The sequence below is a fragment of the Rhizobium sp. BT03 genome (assembly GCF_030053155.1).
Classification (GTDB): Bacteria; Pseudomonadota; Alphaproteobacteria; order Rhizobiales; family Rhizobiaceae; genus Rhizobium.
Genome location: NZ_CP125640.1, coordinates 392,104 through 408,550, shown reverse-complemented (window position 1 = coordinate 408,550; position 16,447 = coordinate 392,104). Strand labels below are relative to the sequence as shown.

At 64.6% G+C, this 16,447-nt stretch carries 13 protein-coding genes; 3 read left to right on the top strand and 10 right to left on the bottom strand.

Features of this window, described 5'->3' with window-relative positions:
• Positions 1-18 precede the first annotated feature (18 nt).
• The 5 genes from QMO80_RS01955 to QMO80_RS01935 form a co-directional block, all read right to left on the bottom strand.
• A complete protein-coding gene (locus tag QMO80_RS01955) occupies positions 19-678 on the bottom strand; it encodes a methyltransferase (protein ID WP_283200088.1) in 660 nt (219 codons plus the stop codon).
• A gap of 316 nt (positions 679-994) precedes the next feature.
• Complete coding sequence (locus QMO80_RS01950; RefSeq protein ID WP_283198673.1) at positions 995-2,995, bottom strand: DEAD/DEAH box helicase; 2,001 nt, start codon at positions 2,993-2,995, stop codon at positions 995-997.
• Positions 2,996-3,094: 99 nt separating this feature from the next.
• Positions 3,095-4,951, bottom strand: a complete 1,857-nt coding sequence (locus QMO80_RS01945; RefSeq protein WP_283198672.1) for a CHASE2 domain-containing protein — start codon at positions 4,949-4,951, stop codon at positions 3,095-3,097.
• A 4-nt stretch (positions 4,952-4,955) separates the two neighbouring features.
• On the bottom strand, positions 4,956-5,474 hold the full coding sequence (locus tag QMO80_RS01940; protein WP_283198671.1) for a FecR domain-containing protein: 519 nt from the start codon (positions 5,472-5,474) through the stop codon (positions 4,956-4,958).
• Between the two features lie 123 nt (positions 5,475-5,597).
• Complete coding sequence (locus tag QMO80_RS01935) at positions 5,598-6,743, bottom strand: citrate synthase (RefSeq protein WP_283198670.1); 1,146 nt, start codon at positions 6,741-6,743, stop codon at positions 5,598-5,600.
• Between the two features lie 83 nt (positions 6,744-6,826).
• On the opposite strand from QMO80_RS01935, the gene QMO80_RS01930 reads away from it, so the two are divergent.
• A complete protein-coding gene (locus QMO80_RS01930; protein WP_283198669.1) occupies positions 6,827-7,915 on the top strand; it encodes a citrate synthase/methylcitrate synthase in 1,089 nt (362 codons plus the stop codon).
• Between the two features lie 38 nt (positions 7,916-7,953).
• Here QMO80_RS01930 and QMO80_RS01925 read toward each other — a convergent pair whose 3' ends face one another.
• The 5 genes from QMO80_RS01925 to QMO80_RS01905 form a co-directional block, all read right to left on the bottom strand.
• Positions 7,954-8,424 (bottom strand): SRPBCC family protein, encoded by a 471-nt coding sequence (locus tag QMO80_RS01925; protein ID WP_283200087.1) that lies wholly within the window; start codon positions 8,422-8,424, stop codon positions 7,954-7,956.
• Between the two features lie 74 nt (positions 8,425-8,498).
• Positions 8,499-10,127 carry a CTP synthase gene (locus QMO80_RS01920; protein ID WP_283198668.1) on the bottom strand — a complete coding sequence of 543 codons (1,629 nt, stop codon included), beginning with the start codon at positions 10,125-10,127 and terminating at the stop codon, positions 8,499-8,501.
• A gap of 144 nt (positions 10,128-10,271) precedes the next feature.
• Positions 10,272-10,820, bottom strand: a complete 549-nt coding sequence (gene secG / locus QMO80_RS01915; protein ID WP_283198667.1) for a preprotein translocase subunit SecG — start codon at positions 10,818-10,820, stop codon at positions 10,272-10,274.
• 137 nt (positions 10,821-10,957) lie between these two features.
• Positions 10,958-11,728, bottom strand: a complete 771-nt coding sequence (tpiA, locus tag QMO80_RS01910) for a triose-phosphate isomerase (RefSeq protein WP_283198666.1) — start codon at positions 11,726-11,728, stop codon at positions 10,958-10,960.
• Positions 11,729-11,853: 125 nt separating this feature from the next.
• Positions 11,854-12,753 carry an alpha/beta hydrolase gene (locus QMO80_RS01905; RefSeq protein ID WP_283198665.1) on the bottom strand — a complete coding sequence of 300 codons (900 nt, stop codon included), beginning with the start codon at positions 12,751-12,753 and terminating at the stop codon, positions 11,854-11,856.
• Between the two features lie 219 nt (positions 12,754-12,972).
• Between QMO80_RS01905 and parE the strand changes: the two genes are divergently transcribed.
• Positions 12,973-15,057: a DNA topoisomerase IV subunit B gene (parE, locus tag QMO80_RS01900; protein WP_283198664.1), complete on the top strand. Its 2,085-nt coding sequence runs from the start codon at positions 12,973-12,975 to the stop codon at positions 15,055-15,057.
• A gap of 201 nt (positions 15,058-15,258) precedes the next feature.
• Positions 15,259-16,413, top strand: coding sequence for an esterase-like activity of phytase family protein (locus tag QMO80_RS01895; RefSeq protein ID WP_283198663.1), 1,155 nt, complete (start codon positions 15,259-15,261; stop codon positions 16,411-16,413).
• Positions 16,414-16,447 lie beyond the last annotated feature (34 nt).

The following is a 16,447-nucleotide window of genomic DNA, read 5'->3' as shown; positions in this document are numbered from 1 at the left end:
TTTCGACTTTCAGCTGCTTCAGGAAAGGGAAAAAACGCCCGCCTGCACTGCCCCGTCGCTGGACCCCGCGCCGAAATCCGCAACCGCATGCGTCGCGATTCGCTGAAGTGCGCCTTGGGGCAGATAGACGCGCTCGGGATCGCCGATCAGCACCTCGATGCCGGAGGCCTGGCAACGCCGCAGGAAAGCCATGACCCGCACGGCGAGCACTGGATCATAAAACAGGTCGCCGACAACGAGGAGATCAGTTGCCTCCGGCGGCGGCGCCTCGATGATATCGGCGGCGATGGCAACGATGTCCACGCCGTTGATCGCCGCGTTGAGACCGATTGCAGCAATGGCATTGGCATCGACATCGACCGCCGTCACCGCGGCCGCTCCGGCTTTGGCCGCAGCGATGGCGACGAGCCCGGAACCAGCGCCGAGATCGACGACGCGGCGGCCGGCGATCACTTCCGGCCGATCGAGCAGATGGCGGGCAAGCACGGCGCCGCCCGCCCAGGGATAGGCCCAGTAGGGCGCTGGATCGGCTTCTCCGCGGCCGGCAAGCCGCCAGAGCCCACTCGCAGGGCCCGCGGTATGGAGCAGGATTTCGGGAATGGCGGGAACGGGTGAAATCGGCAGATGGGCCTGGATGAAGGCGGCCGGATCGGGACGCGGCGTGCCGGAGCGTTTTATCGTCGTCATGCTCCCTGCCTCATTTAGACACAAGTAGTATCCCCGCAAGCGGGGCGAAGGGGATATGCCGCACCCGCCGCCTCAACTTTAACGCCGCGTTTGGCACGTCCCCTCTACCCGTTTACGGGGGTCCGAAGGACGGGTCGAGACAAGTGGCTCGACCCCGGCAAGGGTTAGGGTGAGGGGCAGCCTTCACCAACCAGACAGCAATGCTGCCCCATTGCGAAATCCGATTCAAAAGACCTCATGCGGATGCCGCGTGCCGCCGTTCTGGGAATAAAGCCCCCGCCTGGACCGGCGTAGGGCTGCGGCGAAATCAGCCAGGCTTCTTCTTCGAGAACTTGTTCTTCGGCCCGGCGCCGCCCTTGCCTTCGTATTTCGGGCGTTCGGATTTGGCGCCTTCGGATTTCCCGCCTTCGAATTTTGGCTTGTCGTATTTAGGCTTGTCGAACTTCGGCTTATCTGATCTCGGACCATCGAAGCCAGGCTTGCCGGGTTTCTTGCTCCAGGGTTTGCTATCCTGCCTTTGCTGGCCACTATTGTCGGCTGCAGCATATCCGCCGCCTGGACCCTTGCCGAACTTGTTCTTCGGGCGTTCGTCGCGGAACGTGTCGCCCGGCCGTTCCTCACGCGACGACTTGCCGGCATAGGGTTTCGGCGACGGCGCCCGGCTGAAATCCGGCGTGCCGGAAAGCCTGGTCACGCGGATGCCGCGTTCGAGCGCCTTGTTCGGGCCGATCGCCGCCAGGAAGCTTTCGGCACTCGCTGCCGCGATCTCCACAAAGGTTTCCTCGGGCTGCATCTTGATCGCGCCGATCTCGCGCTTCGTCACATTGCCGTTGCGGCAGAGCATCGGGATCAGCCAGCGCGGCTCGGCATTCTGCTTTCGCCCGACCGAGACGGAGAACCAGACGCTGGCGCCGAAATCCTCGCGCGGTCCCTTCTGCGCCGGCTCGTAAGGCTCGGCATTGTCCCGGCGTTTGCGGCTGCCCCCGTCCTGCACGGTGACCTCGATCAGATCCTCCGGCGCCGAATGATTGGTGCGGTAAAGACGCAGGAAAGCGGCGGCGAGCTTTTCGGCGCCGTGGCTCGAAAGCAGCTGCTGCACCAGCCCCTGTTCTTCCTCCTGCGGCGCTTCGCTGAAGATCGGATCGGCAAGCAGCCGCTCGTCGTCGCGCTCATTCACCTCTTCGGCCGACGGCGGGCGAGCCCAGGCGGCCGAAATACCGGCGTTCTCGAGCAGGCGCTCGGCCTTGCGCCGTGCATTCAGCGGCACGATCATGGCGCTGATACCCTTGCGCCCGGCCCGGCCGGTGCGGCCGCTGCGGTGCAGCAGCGTTTCCGGATTGGTCGGCAGGTCGGCATGGATGACGAGATCGAGGCCCGGCAGGTCGATGCCGCGGGCAGCGACGTCGGTCGCGATGCAAACGCGGGCTCGCCCGTCGCGCATCGCCTGAAGCGCATGGCTGCGTTCGTTCTGCGTCAACTCGCCGGAAAGCGCCACGACGGCGAAATTGCGGTTGTTGAAGCGCGCGGTCAGGTGATTGACGGCAGCGCGCGTCGAACAGAAGACGATGGCGTTGGTCGCCTCGTAATAGCGCAGCACGTTGATGATCGCATTCTCGCGGTCGCTCGGGGCCACCATCAGCGCGCGATATTCGATGTCGATATGCTGCTTTTCCTCGGCGGCGGTGCTGATGCGCACGGCGTTGCGCTGATAGCTCTTGGCAAGCTTGGCGATCGCGGCCGGCACCGTTGCCGAAAACATTAGCGTCCGGCGCTCGTCCGGCGCCGAATCGAGAATGAATTCCAGATCTTCGCGGAAGCCGAGATCGAGCATCTCGTCGGCTTCGTCGAGCACGGCGGCCTTTAGTTCCGACATGTCGAGTGCCCGGCGGCGGATATGGTCGCAGAGACGGCCGGGCGTGCCGACGACGATATGGGCGCCGCGTTCGAGCGCTCGGCGCTCGCTGCGGATATCCATGCCGCCGACGCAGCTGACGATCACCGCACCGGTCATCTCATAGAGCCATTCGAGCTCACGCTTCACCTGCAGGGCAAGTTCGCGCGTCGGGGCGATGACAAGCGCAAGTGGCGCGCCGGCATTGCCGAAGCGCTCCCCGCCTTCAAGCAGCGTCGGCGCCAGCGCCAGGCCGAAGGCGACGGTCTTGCCGGAGCCGGTCTGGGCCGAGACCAGCGCGTCGGAAGCGGCGAGATCAGGATCGAGCATCGCCTTCTGGACCGGGGTGAGTTCGGCGTAACCGCGCTTCTGCAACGCCTTGGCGATCGCCGGAACGACGCCGTTGAATTCTGTCATGGGTTTCGATCTTTCGGAGCTGTCAGGCGCGAAATGCGCCATGGCCGGAGCCAGCCGGCGGGGTATTTGCGCCGTTCCTAGCCGCTCCCGCGGCGATTGTCAAAGCGTGCGGCTTCGCCACAGCCAGGTGTCGATATGGCTCGCCCGGCCGCGCAGCGCCGTTTCCAACGGGCCCTCCATGCGGCCGGCCTGCAGCAGCGCGCTGTCGGGGCCTGCGGCGCGGACGATCTCGGCACTCAGCGCCAGTTCGACGCCATGGAGCGCGGCCACCTCCATCAGCCGGCTGCCCACATTGATCGTGTCGCCCGCCGCGGTGATCTGCTGCCGGTCGCCGGTCCCAAGCCGCGAGGCGACGATCGGGCCGCAATGGGCGCCGACCTTGAAGCCGATCTTCTTCTCGGCAAAACCCGCATGCGCCTGAAGCCAGCCCCGGGTGCGCTCGCACAGGCTGACGGCGCAGGCGGCCGCCCGGGCGGCATCGTCATCGGCTGGCTCCGGCAGGCCGAACAGGATCATCGCCCCGTCGCCCATGAAGCTGGTGATGGCGCCGCCGTGCGCGCGCGCCTCCTCGTCGATCAGTTCGAAGAAACCGCTCAGCACCTCGCTGACCTTGACCGGCCCGAGGTTTTCGCTGAGGCCGGTGAAACCCGAGAGATCGATGAAGATGACGGCGGCGTTCTGGCGCACCGGCCGGGCGAGGAAATTCGGATCGCGCGCCAGCCACTCGCCGAGGCCGGGCGCCTCGATGCGCTGCAGCAGCGCGCTCTGCTCGGCGAAATGGCGGGCGCGGCCGCGGTCGAGCCAGAGTTCGGCTGCGCCGAAGATCAGCGCCGGCGGCAGCGCTGCGGCGATCGGCAGCGCCGCACTCAGCCAGTAGCCATGCGCAAAGGCCGACAGATTGAGCACTGCCCAGACGATCAGCGTCAGCACGATGATGACATAGCCCGCGGCGCTTCGCCGCCAGGCGATCAACGAAACGAGCACGAGCGGCAGCCCAACGGCGGTGCCGGCATCGATCAGCCGTATCCTGTGGTCGCGCACCATGCCGTCGCCGCTGACGAGATGGGTGATCGCCGTCGACATCACTTCGACACCAGGCATGACGGGGTCGAACGGCGTCGGGAAAACGTCGCCGCCGCCGGTGACCGTCGAACCGATGACGACGATGCGGCCGGCAACGGCATCGCCAGAAAGCCCACCATCCAGCGCATCGGCGGCGCTTGATGTGGCGATGCTGCCATGCGCGCCATAGAAGGTCACCGGCAGGCGCTGGCCGATATCGGTGGGAATACGCAGCTTTCCGAGCATGATGGCGCCAGGTTCGATGCTGGGATCGACGCCGAGCGCCACCGAAGCGGCGCGCAGCGGAAAGGCCGGATCCAGCCGCTCCGTGCCGCGCGAAATCAGCGGAATGAAACGCGGCGTGCCGGTCTGGTCGGTTGCGACATTGACGATGCCGACGGCGGCTGCCTCGGCGAAGCGGGGAAGCGGCAACAGAAGCTGGCTTGCCTCGGGGATGGCGGCAAGCGGATCGTTCGCCGCATCGGTGACCTCCTGGCTGCTCCTGGCAAAGGTGGCCGCGGCGGCAATCACGCTCGGCCCTTGTGCAAGGGCGGCAGCCAGCGCCGCATCGCCCTCCTCCGGCCCGGGATCGACGAGCAGAATATCGAGCGCCAGCGCCTTCGGCTTCAAGGCGGTGATTGTACCGACGAGGCGCGCAAGCGTGGCCCGATCAAGCGGATAGCCGTGGGCGGCGGCGGTGCGGTCGTCGATTGCAACGATCGAGACGACAGGCGGCGGCGTCTTCGCCCCGATGACGACGCTGCGGATATCGGCAAGAGATGCCTCCATCCGGTCGAGCAGGCCGCTTCCGCCATTGAGATTGGCATAGCCGAGTGCAGCCCCCCAAAGACCGGCGAGCAGCAGCGCGATCACCGTCTGCAGGCGATGGTTCATGGATTTATTGGCCGAGGCGGGCAAGAAGGGCGGCGGCACGCGGCGCCGGCCAGCGCCGCACGACAAGCGGTTCGGTTCCGCCGCTGACGTCGACGCCCTCGCCCGGCGACAGCACCACGGGCTCGCCGGCCGGCCGGCGGACCGCGACGCTGCCCCTGACGACCAGCACCGAGGTTTTGCCGGCCGCGACGTCGACGGCCCATTGCGTGCCGCGCACTGCAGCGATTGCCTGCGGCGTCACCACCTGGAAACCGCCGGCGTGCTGGCTGCTGTCGACATCGACGAGGATCGCCTTGCGCCGCAGCGACGCCGAATCGGGGCTGCCGTCACGGTTGCGGTCGGCAAGGCGGAAGGAAGCGCCGGCCTCTGCCGTGATCTTTACCCCGCCGGGACAAGTGAACACCTGGCGGGCGCTGGCGTCACGCGCGATCGTGCAGCCGGCAGACTGCGCAACGGCCGCTCCATGCGGAATGAGGCCGACAGCGAGTGCGGCGGCAAGCAGGCTGCGAAAGGTCCTATGCATGGAAAGCCCCCATGACCGTGCGGACAGCTTTTTCGAAAGCGCCCGCCAACCGTCTTCTTCCATGTCTGGCATGATAGCCGAATTCGGATATTTCCATAGGCAAAAAAGCAACCGGCACGCTCCTTAAGCGCGGCCGCTCATTTCAGGCGCCGGCCCGGCATAACGCGCCCGCGGCCGGATCAATTCGCCGCTGTCGATTTGCTCCATCGCATGCGCCAGCCAGCCGGCGGAACGGGCAAGCGCGAAGATGATGATCGGCGCCTCCCGCGGCAGATCGAAGACGGCGGCCATCGCGGCAAGCGCGAAATCGACATTGACCTTCTCGCCGACCATCTCCTCGCCGATTTCCCTGAGTTCGGCAAACTGTTGCGGCAGGGAGAAATGCGAAAGCAGCGCCTGAGCTCTGATATCGCCGTCAGCATAGAGCGGATGGCCAAAGGCCGACAGGCGATGGCCCTGGGCAAGCGTGCGGCGAATTGCCTGCTCCGCCCCGAGGGCCGAAGCCGCCTCGATCAAGGTGTCGACACCCTGCCAGGCGGCGCCATGCAGCGGCCCCGTCAGCGTCGCCAGCCCGGAAAGCACGGCGGCCGAAAGCGCAGCACCCGCCGATGCCGTGACACGCGCCGCGAAGGTCGAGGCGTTGAGTTCGTGATCGGCAAGCAGCACCAGCGCCCGGCGCAGGCAATCTGCAGCATTCGGTCGCTGCCAGCTCTCTGCAAGCCGCAAATGCAGCGGCTGGTCTGAAGGCCCCGGCGCCAGTGCATCGGCGACCGTAGACAGCACCCCGCCTGCTTCTTTGCGAAGGGCTGCCTGCGACCGGCCGAGCGACGGCAGGTCCGATGTCACCCGCCCGGCAAGCGCCAGGAATGCAGCCTGGAGCGATGGAGCCGCATGGCCCGCCACATTGCCGGAGGCAAGTACTTCCGCACCGTTCCAGAGCAATGCCGCCGTCTGCTCCAGCGTCGCCGTCTCGGCGAAATCGGCGACATCCCGCCCGCGATAGAAAAGCCGTCCGCCGATGATGGTGGAGATCGCCGAGGAGAGCACCGGGTCGCCCCAGCGAATCGTCTCGGCGGCAACCGTTTCAGCCTTGCGCCGGCCGGCATGGCGTTCGGCCAGCCGCTGCACGTCGTCCGCCTGATAGAGGCTGCGGCGCGGGTCGACGGGATCGGGCTTGGCGCGGATGCGCCCGCGGCTGACATTGGCGTAGAGCGTTTGCGGCTTGGTCTTCAGCGCCTGCAGCGCTTCCTCGGCGGTCAGCCACGGCATCGAAGTCTCATATTGATCGATTACATCAAGATTGACGTCAATGAGAGTAGGTCGGATCATCCCGGCGGTAAAGGAGAAACAACATGAAAAATGGCTTGGAAGACGTCATTGCCGCCGAAACGCAGCTTTCGGATGTCGATGGCGAAGCGGGGCGGCTGATCATCCGCGGTGTCTCGCTGGATCAGCTGGTCGCAGACTGCAGCTATGAAGGTGTCGCCGCATTGCTGCTCGACGGGCTGACGGAGCGAAGCTTCGACGAGGCGCAATTGCGCCAATGGCTGGCGAAAGCACGAGCCGGGATTTTCCACCATGTCGAGACCGCCGATGCCTCCCTGCTGGCGCTGCCGCCGGTCGATGCGATGCGGGCACTGATCGCCCGGCTGCCCGACGGCGAGGATTTTGATACAGCGCTCAGCCTTCTCGCGGCGCCCGCAGTCTTCCTGCCGGCGGTTCTGCGCCTGCAGCGCGGAGAAAAACCGATCGCGCCCGACGCCGCGCTGCCGCAGGCGGCCGATATCCTGCGCATGCTGACCGGACAATTACCGACCAGGGAGCAGACGGCGACGCTCGATACTTATCTCGTTACGATCTCCGACCATGGCCTCAATGCCTCGACCTTCGCATCGCGCGTCATCGCCTCGACGCAGGCCGGCCTTACCTCCTCGGTGCTGGCGGCGCTGAGCGCGCTGAAGGGACCGCTGCATGGCGGCGCACCCGGGCCGGTGCTCGACATGCTGGACGCGATAGGAGCCGCCGAGAATGCGGCCCAATGGCTTGGTAAGGCGCTTGATCGCGGCGAGAGGCTGATGGGCTTCGGCCACCGCATCTACCGCGTCCGCGATCCGCGCGCCGATGCGCTGAAAGGCGCCCTGAAGCCGCTGATATCAACAGGACAGGTCGACAGCGCTCGCGGCGCGCTGGCCGAAGCCGTGGAGGCTGCCGCTTTGGCGATCCTGAAAGCGCGCAAGCCGGACCGGCCGCTCGACGTCAACGTCGAGTTCTACACTGCGCTACTGCTCGAAGCGTTGGGTTTCCCACGAGAAGCCTTCACCGGCGTCTTCGCGATCGGCCGCACGGTCGGGTGGCTGGCGCATGCGCGCGAACAGGCGCTCGACGGCCGGCTGATTCGGCCACGCTCGGTCTATATCGGCCCGCTGCCGGTCGCAGCCTGACGATGGAATTCGGCGGCGGTTAGATCTGCCGCCGAGTTTCAGCCGCCGACGAAAGCGGCGAGGTTGCCGAGCGTCAATCGGCAGCCTTCCTCATTGTCTTCAAGGCGAATGCCGGAGGGAACGTTGTCGCAGACCATCGTCACATCGGTGCCGCCATCCGCAGGCGACAATGTCGTACTGACCATCATCTCACCGGAAAAGCTTTCATCTTCGGAATCGAAGACCGTGGCCCAGACGATCCGTTCGTCAGGCACGAGGCTCGCGAAACGGCCCTCGAACCTGTCGGTCTTGTCGGAGGTCTTGCCTGGCTGACACGCCTCGTCATCGGGATAGACCAGCGACATGCTGAACGCGCCGCCTTCCCTGCCCTCGAAGGCATGGACGATCCCCCGCATCGAACCGGGCGGAAGCCAGGTGGCGACCGCCTCTGCATCCAGGAAGGCACGGTAGATGCGCTCAGGCGGCGCGGCGATGAAGCGTGAAACGGTGGTGCTGCGTCGGGTGGCCATGCCGGCGATATAGAGCACCACAGGTGCTTGCCCAGATCGCGCGTGAAATCGCGCGATCTGGATCGTCATTGCGGTTAGACGAGGCGGCTCTGTTCCGTCGCCGCTTCGATGAAGCTGGCAAACAGCGGATGCGGGTCGAGCGGCCGGCTCTTCAGTTCGGGGTGATACTGCACGCCGATGAACCATGGATGATCGGGATATTCGATCGTCTCCGGCAGCACGCCATCCGGCGACATGCCGGAGAAGACGAGGCCGCAGCTCTCGAGCCGGTCCTTGTAGTCGACATTGACCTCGTAACGGTGGCGGTGACGCTCGGAAATATCGGTGGAACCGTAGATCTCCGAGATCTTCGTGCCCTTCTTCAGCGCCGCCTTATAGGCGCCGAGACGCATCGTGCCGCCGAGATCGCCGGCTGCCGTGCGCTTCTGCAGCTCGTTGCCCTTGACCCATTCGGTCATCAGGCCGACCACCGGCTCCTTGGTCGAACCGAATTCGGTCGAGGAAGCGCCAGGCACGTCGGCGAGATTGCGCGCCGCCTCGATGACCGCCATCTGCATGCCGAAGCAGATGCCGAAATACGGCACCTTGCGTTCGCGGGCGAAGCGGGCGGCGTGGATCTTGCCTTCCGAACCGCGTTCGCCGAAGCCGCCGGGCACGAGAATGCCGTGCACCTTTTCGAGATAGGGTGCCGGATCTTCCTTTTCGAAGACCTCGGACTCGATCCATTCGAGCTTGACCTTGACGCGATTGGCGATGCCGCCGTGATGCAGCGCCTCGATCAGCGATTTATAGGCATCCTTGAGACCGGTATATTTGCCGACGATCGCGATCGTCACCTCGCCCTCAGGCGTGCGGATGCGGTTGCAGACCTCTTCCCAGGGGTCGAGACGCGGCTTCGGCGCCGGCTCGATGCCGAAGGCAGCCAGCACTTCGTCGTCAAGGCCTTCCTTGTGGTAGGCGATCGGCACGTCGTAGATGTTGGCGACGTCGAGCGCCTGGATGACGGCCGACGGGCGCACATTGCAGAACAGCGACAGCTTGCGGCGCTCGGCTTCCGGAATTTCGCGGTCGGCGCGCACCAGCAGGATATCGGGATGAATGCCGAGCGCCTGCAGTTCCTTGACCGAATGCTGGGTCGGCTTGGTCTTGAGTTCGCCGGCCGCCGGAATATAGGGCATCAGCGTCAGATGGACGTAGACGGCGGTGCCGCGCGGCAGGTCGTTGCCGAGCTGGCGGATCGCCTCCATGAAGGGCATCGCCTCGATGTCGCCGACCGTGCCGCCGATCTCGCAGATGACGAAGTCGTAATCGTCATTGCCCTCGATGACGAAATCCTTGATCTCGTTGGTGACGTGCGGGATGACCTGCACCGTCGCGCCGAGATAGTCGCCGCGCCGTTCCTTGTCGATGATGTTCTTATAGATGCGGCCGGTGGTGATGTTGTCGGTCTTGGTCGCCGAACGCCCCGTGAAGCGTTCGTAGTGGCCGAGATCGAGATCGGTTTCCGCGCCGTCGTCGGTGACGAAGACCTCGCCGTGCTGAGTCGGGCTCATCGTGCCCGGGTCAACGTTCAGATAGGGATCGAGCTTGCGAAGCCGCACCCGATATCCACGGGCCTGCAGCAACGCTCCGAGAGCCGCGGCCGCAATTCCTTTTCCGAGGGAGGAAACCACGCCGCCAGTGATGAATACGTATCGCGCCATGGGATTCACCGGATACCTTTTCAAAAACGATTCCACCAGCCCCAAAAATTCTTTTCCGGAATTTTCGAAGCGTGGCGAAGGAATCTGAACAAAAGAAAACCGGCAGACCCGAGGGCCTGCCGGCGGTTTATGTCGAAGACCGGTTTACTGTCCCGTCGGGACGCCGGCGGGCTGAGCCGGTGCCGGCGCAGCCGGAGTTGCGGGCGCTGCCGGGGCAGTCGTTGCCGGAGCCGTCGCTGAAGGTTCGGTGGGAGCCGGAGCCTGAGCCGCCGGAGCGGTCGTTGCCGGAACCGCAGTGGCCGGAGCAGTCGCGGCCGGAGCCTGCGGTGCTGGCGTCGCAGCGCCGCTGCTCGGGACGCCGTTGCCGGCCGGCTGGCTGGCCGGAGCCTGCGCGCCGCCGCCGAGCGAATCGAGAATGCCGTTGCCCTGGCCGCCCGTTGCCGGAATGCGGTCGAGAATATCGCTCGGACGGCCTTCGTAACGGGTCAGAATGCCGAGGCCGAGCGAGGTGATGAAGAACAGGGTCGCCAGGATCGCGGTCGTGCGCGTCAGCGCATTGGCCGTGCCGCGCGCCGACATGAAGCCCGAACCGCCGCCGATGCCGAGGCCGCCGCCTTCCGAGCGCTGGATGAGCACGACGCCGACAAGGGCGAGCACGATCATGAGATGAATGACAATCAATACGGTCTGCATGGGTCCAGTCCTGCCCGCCTGGAGACGGACAAAGTTAAGAATTCTGGCGGCTCTTTACATGAGGCTTTCACCTATTCCAAGCCCTTCGGCCCAGAATACGCCCTGGATAAACGAATAAACCGGGAATGAACAATGCCTCAGGCGAGCAGCGTCTCATAGGCCCGGTAGATGGCGAGGAAGTCGGCCGCTTTCAAGCTCGCCCCGCCGATCAGCGCACCGTCGACATTGGCGATGCCCATCAGTTCGCCGGCATTGGCGGGCTTGACCGAGCCGCCATAGAGAAGACGCATCTTGCGGCCTTCACCGCCGAAGCGGGCCGCGAGCTCGGCACGCATGAAGGCATGCGCCTTTTCGACATCGCCCGCCGTCGGCGTCACTCCGGTGCCGATCGCCCAGATCGGCTCGTAGGCAATGACGGTATTCTCGGCGGTGGCGCCGTCCGGAACCGAGGCGGAAAGCTGACGTTTGATCACGTCGAGTGCCTGGCCTGTCCGGCGTTCATCGGCCGTCTCGCCGATGCAGATGATCGCCGTCAGCCCAGCGGCGAAGGCAGCCTCCGCCTTGGCGCGGACCAGATGATCCGTTTCGGCATGGTCGGTGCGCCGCTCGGAGTGGCCGACGATGACATAAGTGCCGAAACAATCGGCAATCATTTCGGCCGAGATATCGCCGGTATGCGCGCCCGACGGGTTCTGATGGCAGTCCTGAGCGCCGATCGCCAGCGGGCTGTCGGTGCAGAGCGCCGTCGCCACATAAAGCAGCGTCGTCGGCGGGCAGATCAGCGCCTCGACCTTGTCGGCAAGCGGCGAGGAAACGCCCTCGGCGATCGCCTTGATTTGATCCAGGGAGGCACGCATGCCATTCATTTTCCAGTTTCCCGCCACGAGCGGGCGCACGTCAGGTGTCATGCCAGCCTTCCAAATTCTGCGTAGGCCTTGGGCCATATCAAAAGCGCGCGGCAAAGAAAAGCATCATGCCCTTGACGTAAGGGGAATCTCGGCGATCCCGCCTATATTTCTACGAAATTCAACTGCTAACCGGCGAGAATCCAGTTCAAGACCCGGCGCCAGTCGACCATCCGGATCGGCGTCCCGTGGTTGCCGGTCTGAAACAGTGTGAAGCGCGTCGGATATTTGGCCTTGTGCAGGCTTTCGAACAGCGCCTGCTGGGTGCTGGCGGCATAGACCGGGTCACGGCTGCCATGGGCGAACCAGAGCGGCAGCTTCGCCTTGTAGAAGGCGCTCCTGGTAAAATCGGGATCGGTGACGCCGCTCATGACAAGCATGCCCTTCAGCCGCTTGACGCTCTCGCCGTCACGCGCAACGCCCCAGCAGATCTGGCTGCCCATCGAGGCGCAGGACAGGACGATCGGCCGGCCGGGCGATTGGGCGCTGGCATAGCGGATCAAGCCGGCGATTGCCGCAACGCCGTTGCTGTCGAAGCTCCTGACCGTCGGCGAATAATAGACGCCGCCATTGCCGGCGACGAGGTTCTTCAGCCGGTTGAAATTGCCGCCGAAGCTGTAGTCGTTGGCCCCCAGCCGCCGGTCGCCGTCGCGGCCATGGATGAAAATCACCGTTAAGGCGGCATTCTGGGCCTGTCCCACCCTGGTGACATCGAGCCTGACGCCGTCGAGAGACAGGGTTTCGTCGACTTGGGCCTTGCGGATGCCGAGCGCCACATATTTCTGCTGCACCCGCTTTTGCGGGATCTGGTCGCGGCCGTTGATATCGCGCATCTCGTCATAGTCGATGACCTCGAAGGCGCCGTCATCGCCCGTCTGCAAGATGGCCTGCTGCGAAAACAGATCGTCCTTGAACGGCGGCAGCGCATCACCCGCCCTCGCCGGCCCGACAGCCGACAAAATAGTCGCGGACAGGAAAAACGCCGCAATTGCAGTGATGATGGTGCAATGACTTGTGGACATTCGCATTCGGATGGTTCCTGAAGCCTGCCGCCGCTTGCCATTCCGCGCCCGGCAACGCAAATCATGTGTGAAAAGCCGCCAAAACTGGCGGTGTCGCGTATAGAGGTGCTTTCTGGCAAAATCTGCCTGATTCGCAAACGTGACATGAAATGCGGTGATTTTGGGTCGGCGGAGGATGCAAGCCCCAAGCCTGACCCAAGACAGGATGAAGATCTGAACGGCTCCATGGACGATAGCAACGACCTCTTTTCCGGAATGCCCCTCTCTGAAAAACGCGAGGAGGCGCAGAAGCCTGCGGCTGCCGCCGAACGGCCGGCGGTGACGGCCGTGCCTGCTGCTGCGGGAGCCTCCGCGCGCCCGGCACCCGCCGCGTCGAATGCCGATGAATACGGCGCCTCGTCGATCCGCGTCCTCGAAGGCCTCGAGCCGGTGCGCATGCGCCCGGGCATGTATATCGGCGGCACCGACGAAAAGGCGCTGCATCACCTCTTCGCCGAAGTCATCGACAACGCGATGGACGAAGCGGTCGCCGGACACGCCAATTTCATCGAGGTCTATCTCGACCTCGCGGGTTACCTCACCGTCTCCGACAACGGCCGCGGCATCCCGGTCGAGAACCACCCGCAGGTGCCGGGCAAGTCGACGCTCGAAGTCATCATGACCAAGCTGCATGCCGGCGGCAAATTCGACGGCAAGGCTTACGAGACCTCGGGCGGTCTGCACGGCGTCGGCGTCTCGGTCGTCAACGCGCTCTCCGACGACCTCGAGGTCGAGGTAGCGCGTAATCGCAAACTCTACCGCCAGCGCTTCTCCCGCGGCCTGCCGCAAGGCGGCCTTGAAGAATTGGGCGATGTCCACAATCGCCGCGGCACCCGCGTACGCTTCCATCCCGACCCCCAGATCTTCGGGGATCACATGAAGTTCGACGCCGCCCGGGTGTTCCGGATGGCGCGCTCGAAGGCCTATCTATTCGGCGGCGTCGAGATCCGCTGGAGCTGCGAGCCGGGCGTCTTGCCCGAAGGGTCCGAGGTCCCCGACAAGGCGGTCTTCCACTTCCCCGGCGGCCTGAAGGATTATCTGCAGGCGACGATGGGCAAGGAGTTCACCGTCACCCGCGAGATCTTCGCCGGCAAGACCGAGAAGGCGAGCGGCCACGGCTCGATGGAGTGGGCGATCACCTGGTATGGCGGCGATCCGCAGGTCCATTCCTACTGCAACACCATCCCGACTCCCGAAGGCGGCACGCATGAGGCCGGCCTGCGCATCGCGCTGACCAAGGGCCTGAAAGCCTATGCCGAGCTGACGCAGAACAAGCGCGCCGCGCAGATCACCACCGACGACGTGATGATCTCGGCCGTCGGTATGCTGTCGGTCTTCATCCGCGAGCCCGAATTCGTCGGCCAGACCAAGGACAAGCTCGCGACTGTCGAGGCCCAGCGCATCGTCGAGAACGCGCTGCGCGACCCCTTCGACCACTACCTTGCCGACAACCCGAACGAGTCGGCCAAGCTGCTCGACTGGGTGATCGAGCGCGCCGAGGAGCGCCTGCGCCGCCGCAAGGAAAAAGAAGTCAACCGCAAGACGGCGGTGCGCAAGCTGCGCCTGCCCGGCAAGCTTGCCGACTGCTCGCAGAACACCGCCGAAGGCGCCGAACTCTTCATCGTCGAAGGCGACTCGGCAGGCGGTTCGGCCAAGCAGGCGCGCAACCGCGCCAACCAGGCTATCCTACCGCTGCGCGGCAAGATCCTCAACGTCGCCAGCGCCGGCCGCGAAAAACTCGGCGCCAATCAGCAGCTCGCCGATCTCATCCAGGCGCTCGGCTGCGGCACCCGCTCGAAATACCGCGACGAAGACCTGCGCTACGAACGCATCATCGTTATGACCGATGCCGACGTCGACGGCGCTCATATCGCCTCGCTGCTGATCACCTTCTTCTATCAGGAGATGCCGGAACTGGTGCGCGGCGGCCACCTCTTCCTCGCCGTGCCGCCGCTTTACAAGATCACCCAGGGGTCGAAATCCGCCTATGCCCGCGACGACAATCATCGCGCCGAGCTGATGCAGACGGAGTTCAAGGGCAAGGCCAAGGTCGAGATCAGCCGCTTCAAGGGTCTCGGCGAGATGATGCCCGCCCAGCTCAAGGAAACCACCATGGATCCGTCCAAACGCACCCTGCTGAAGGTGCTGATCGACGAGGTGGATTTCGAAGGCACGCGCAGCGCTGTCGACGATCTGATGGGCACCAAGCCGGAAGCCCGCTTCCGCTTCATCCAGGAACGCGCGGCCTTCGCTGAAAACCTCGATATTTAAGTTATAAGCGTCGCGCCGAACTGGAATAGATACCGTTCGGCGCGGCCTGCATTTTAGCATCCGCGATTTCACGGAACTGACGAAGAACCGTAACAACTCCGTTAAACAACCGGCGCATGAAGCGGTCGGCGTGCGGCCTTCTCCCGAGAAGAGCGGCTGCGCCGGTTCGAACCGTTTTTCAACCCCTTGCCGGACTTTGCCATGACCAAGCGTTTTTTCGCGGCTGCCGCTTTCGTTCTCCTGTCCAACACCGCCACGGTCAGTGCGACAGATATTGCAGCCACCGATATCGGCGCCACTTTCGAAACCGCCTGCCCCTTCGGCGACTGCGCCGCCGGCATTTCGCTCTCCTATCTCGGTGAGTTCGTCATTCCCACCGGCCATATGGAAAACGGCGTCGAATTCGGCGGCATTTCCGGCCTCGATTTCGATCCCTCCACCGGCCACTATCTCGCCATCAGCGACGATCGCTCGGAAAGGGCGCCTGCCCGCTTCTATGAACTCGATGTGGATGTCGATGCCTCGGGCCTCAAGGGCGTCTCCATCGTCAAGCAGACTACGCTGAAGGATAAGAACGGCGAGCCCTTCGCCGCGAGAACCGTCGATCCGGAATCGATCCGCCTCGGCAAGGACGGCCTCTATTGGGGCAGCGAAGGCGACGGCAAGGCACTGCTGCCGCCCTTCATCCGCGTCACGGCTCCGGACGGCTCCTTCCTGCGCGAATTCAAGCTGCCGGAAGGCTTTGCTCCTACAGCTGACAAGTCGACCGGCATCCGCGACAACCTCGCCTTCGAGGATCTCGCCGTGGCCCCCTCGGGCGATGTCTTCGTCGGCGTCGAAGCCGCCCTCTATCAGGACGGCCCCAACCCCTCGCTGACTACGGGCAGCCTGTCGCGCATCATCCGTTATGACGGCGCAACCGGCGAGCCCAAGGCTCAGTACGTCTATCCGGTTTCACCGATCCCGCAGGCCGCCACCAAACCCGACGGCGGCAACGATAACGGCATGTCGGAAATGCTTGCGCTTGACGATCACCGCCTGCTCGCCGTCGAGCGCAGCTATGCCCAGGGCTACGGCAACACCATCAAGATCACGATGATGGATCTGGCCGATGCCACTGACCTATCCGCCATCGCTTCGCTCGCCAAAACCGACCAGCGCGTCGTCCCCGCCCGCAAGAGCCAGGTCCTTGATTTGAGAGCAATCGGGCTCGTCCCCGACAATATCGAGGCGATGTCGCTCGGCAAGGCCAAGGACGGCACCGACATTCTCATTCTCGGTTCCGACAACAATTTCTCGACCGCCCAGAAGACGCAATTCTACGCCTTCAAGGTTCTCAAGCGTCCGCAGCAGTAAGACGCGCGGTCCGACGGCCGAATAGCGACGCTTT

Excerpts from the sequence above, each read along its gene's own strand:
- QMO80_RS01950 (WP_283198673.1), bottom strand. The coding sequence starts at position 2,995 with ATGACAGAATTCAACGGCGTCGTTCCGGCGATCGCCAAGGCGTTGCAG.
- QMO80_RS01945 (WP_283198672.1), bottom strand. The coding sequence starts at position 4,951 with ATGAACCATCGCCTGCAGACGGTGATCGCGCTGCTGCTCGCCGGTCTT.
- QMO80_RS01940 (WP_283198671.1), bottom strand. The coding sequence starts at position 5,474 with ATGCATAGGACCTTTCGCAGCCTGCTTGCCGCCGCACTCGCTGTCGGC.
- QMO80_RS01935 (WP_283198670.1), bottom strand. The coding sequence starts at position 6,743 with ATGCCGTGGCTGACCGCCGAGGAAGCGCTGCAGGCGCTGAAGACCAAG.
- QMO80_RS01930 (WP_283198669.1), top strand. The coding sequence starts at position 6,827 with ATGAAAAATGGCTTGGAAGACGTCATTGCCGCCGAAACGCAGCTTTCG.
- QMO80_RS01925 (WP_283200087.1), bottom strand. The coding sequence starts at position 8,424 with ATGGCCACCCGACGCAGCACCACCGTTTCACGCTTCATCGCCGCGCCG.
- QMO80_RS01920 (WP_283198668.1), bottom strand. The coding sequence starts at position 10,127 with ATGGCGCGATACGTATTCATCACTGGCGGCGTGGTTTCCTCCCTCGGA.
- secG (WP_283198667.1), bottom strand. The coding sequence starts at position 10,820 with ATGCAGACCGTATTGATTGTCATTCATCTCATGATCGTGCTCGCCCTT.
- tpiA (WP_283198666.1), bottom strand. The coding sequence starts at position 11,728 with ATGACACCTGACGTGCGCCCGCTCGTGGCGGGAAACTGGAAAATGAAT.
- QMO80_RS01905 (WP_283198665.1), bottom strand. The coding sequence starts at position 12,753 with ATGCGAATGTCCACAAGTCATTGCACCATCATCACTGCAATTGCGGCG.
- parE (WP_283198664.1), top strand. The coding sequence starts at position 12,973 with ATGGACGATAGCAACGACCTCTTTTCCGGAATGCCCCTCTCTGAAAAA.
- QMO80_RS01895 (WP_283198663.1), top strand. The coding sequence starts at position 15,259 with ATGACCAAGCGTTTTTTCGCGGCTGCCGCTTTCGTTCTCCTGTCCAAC.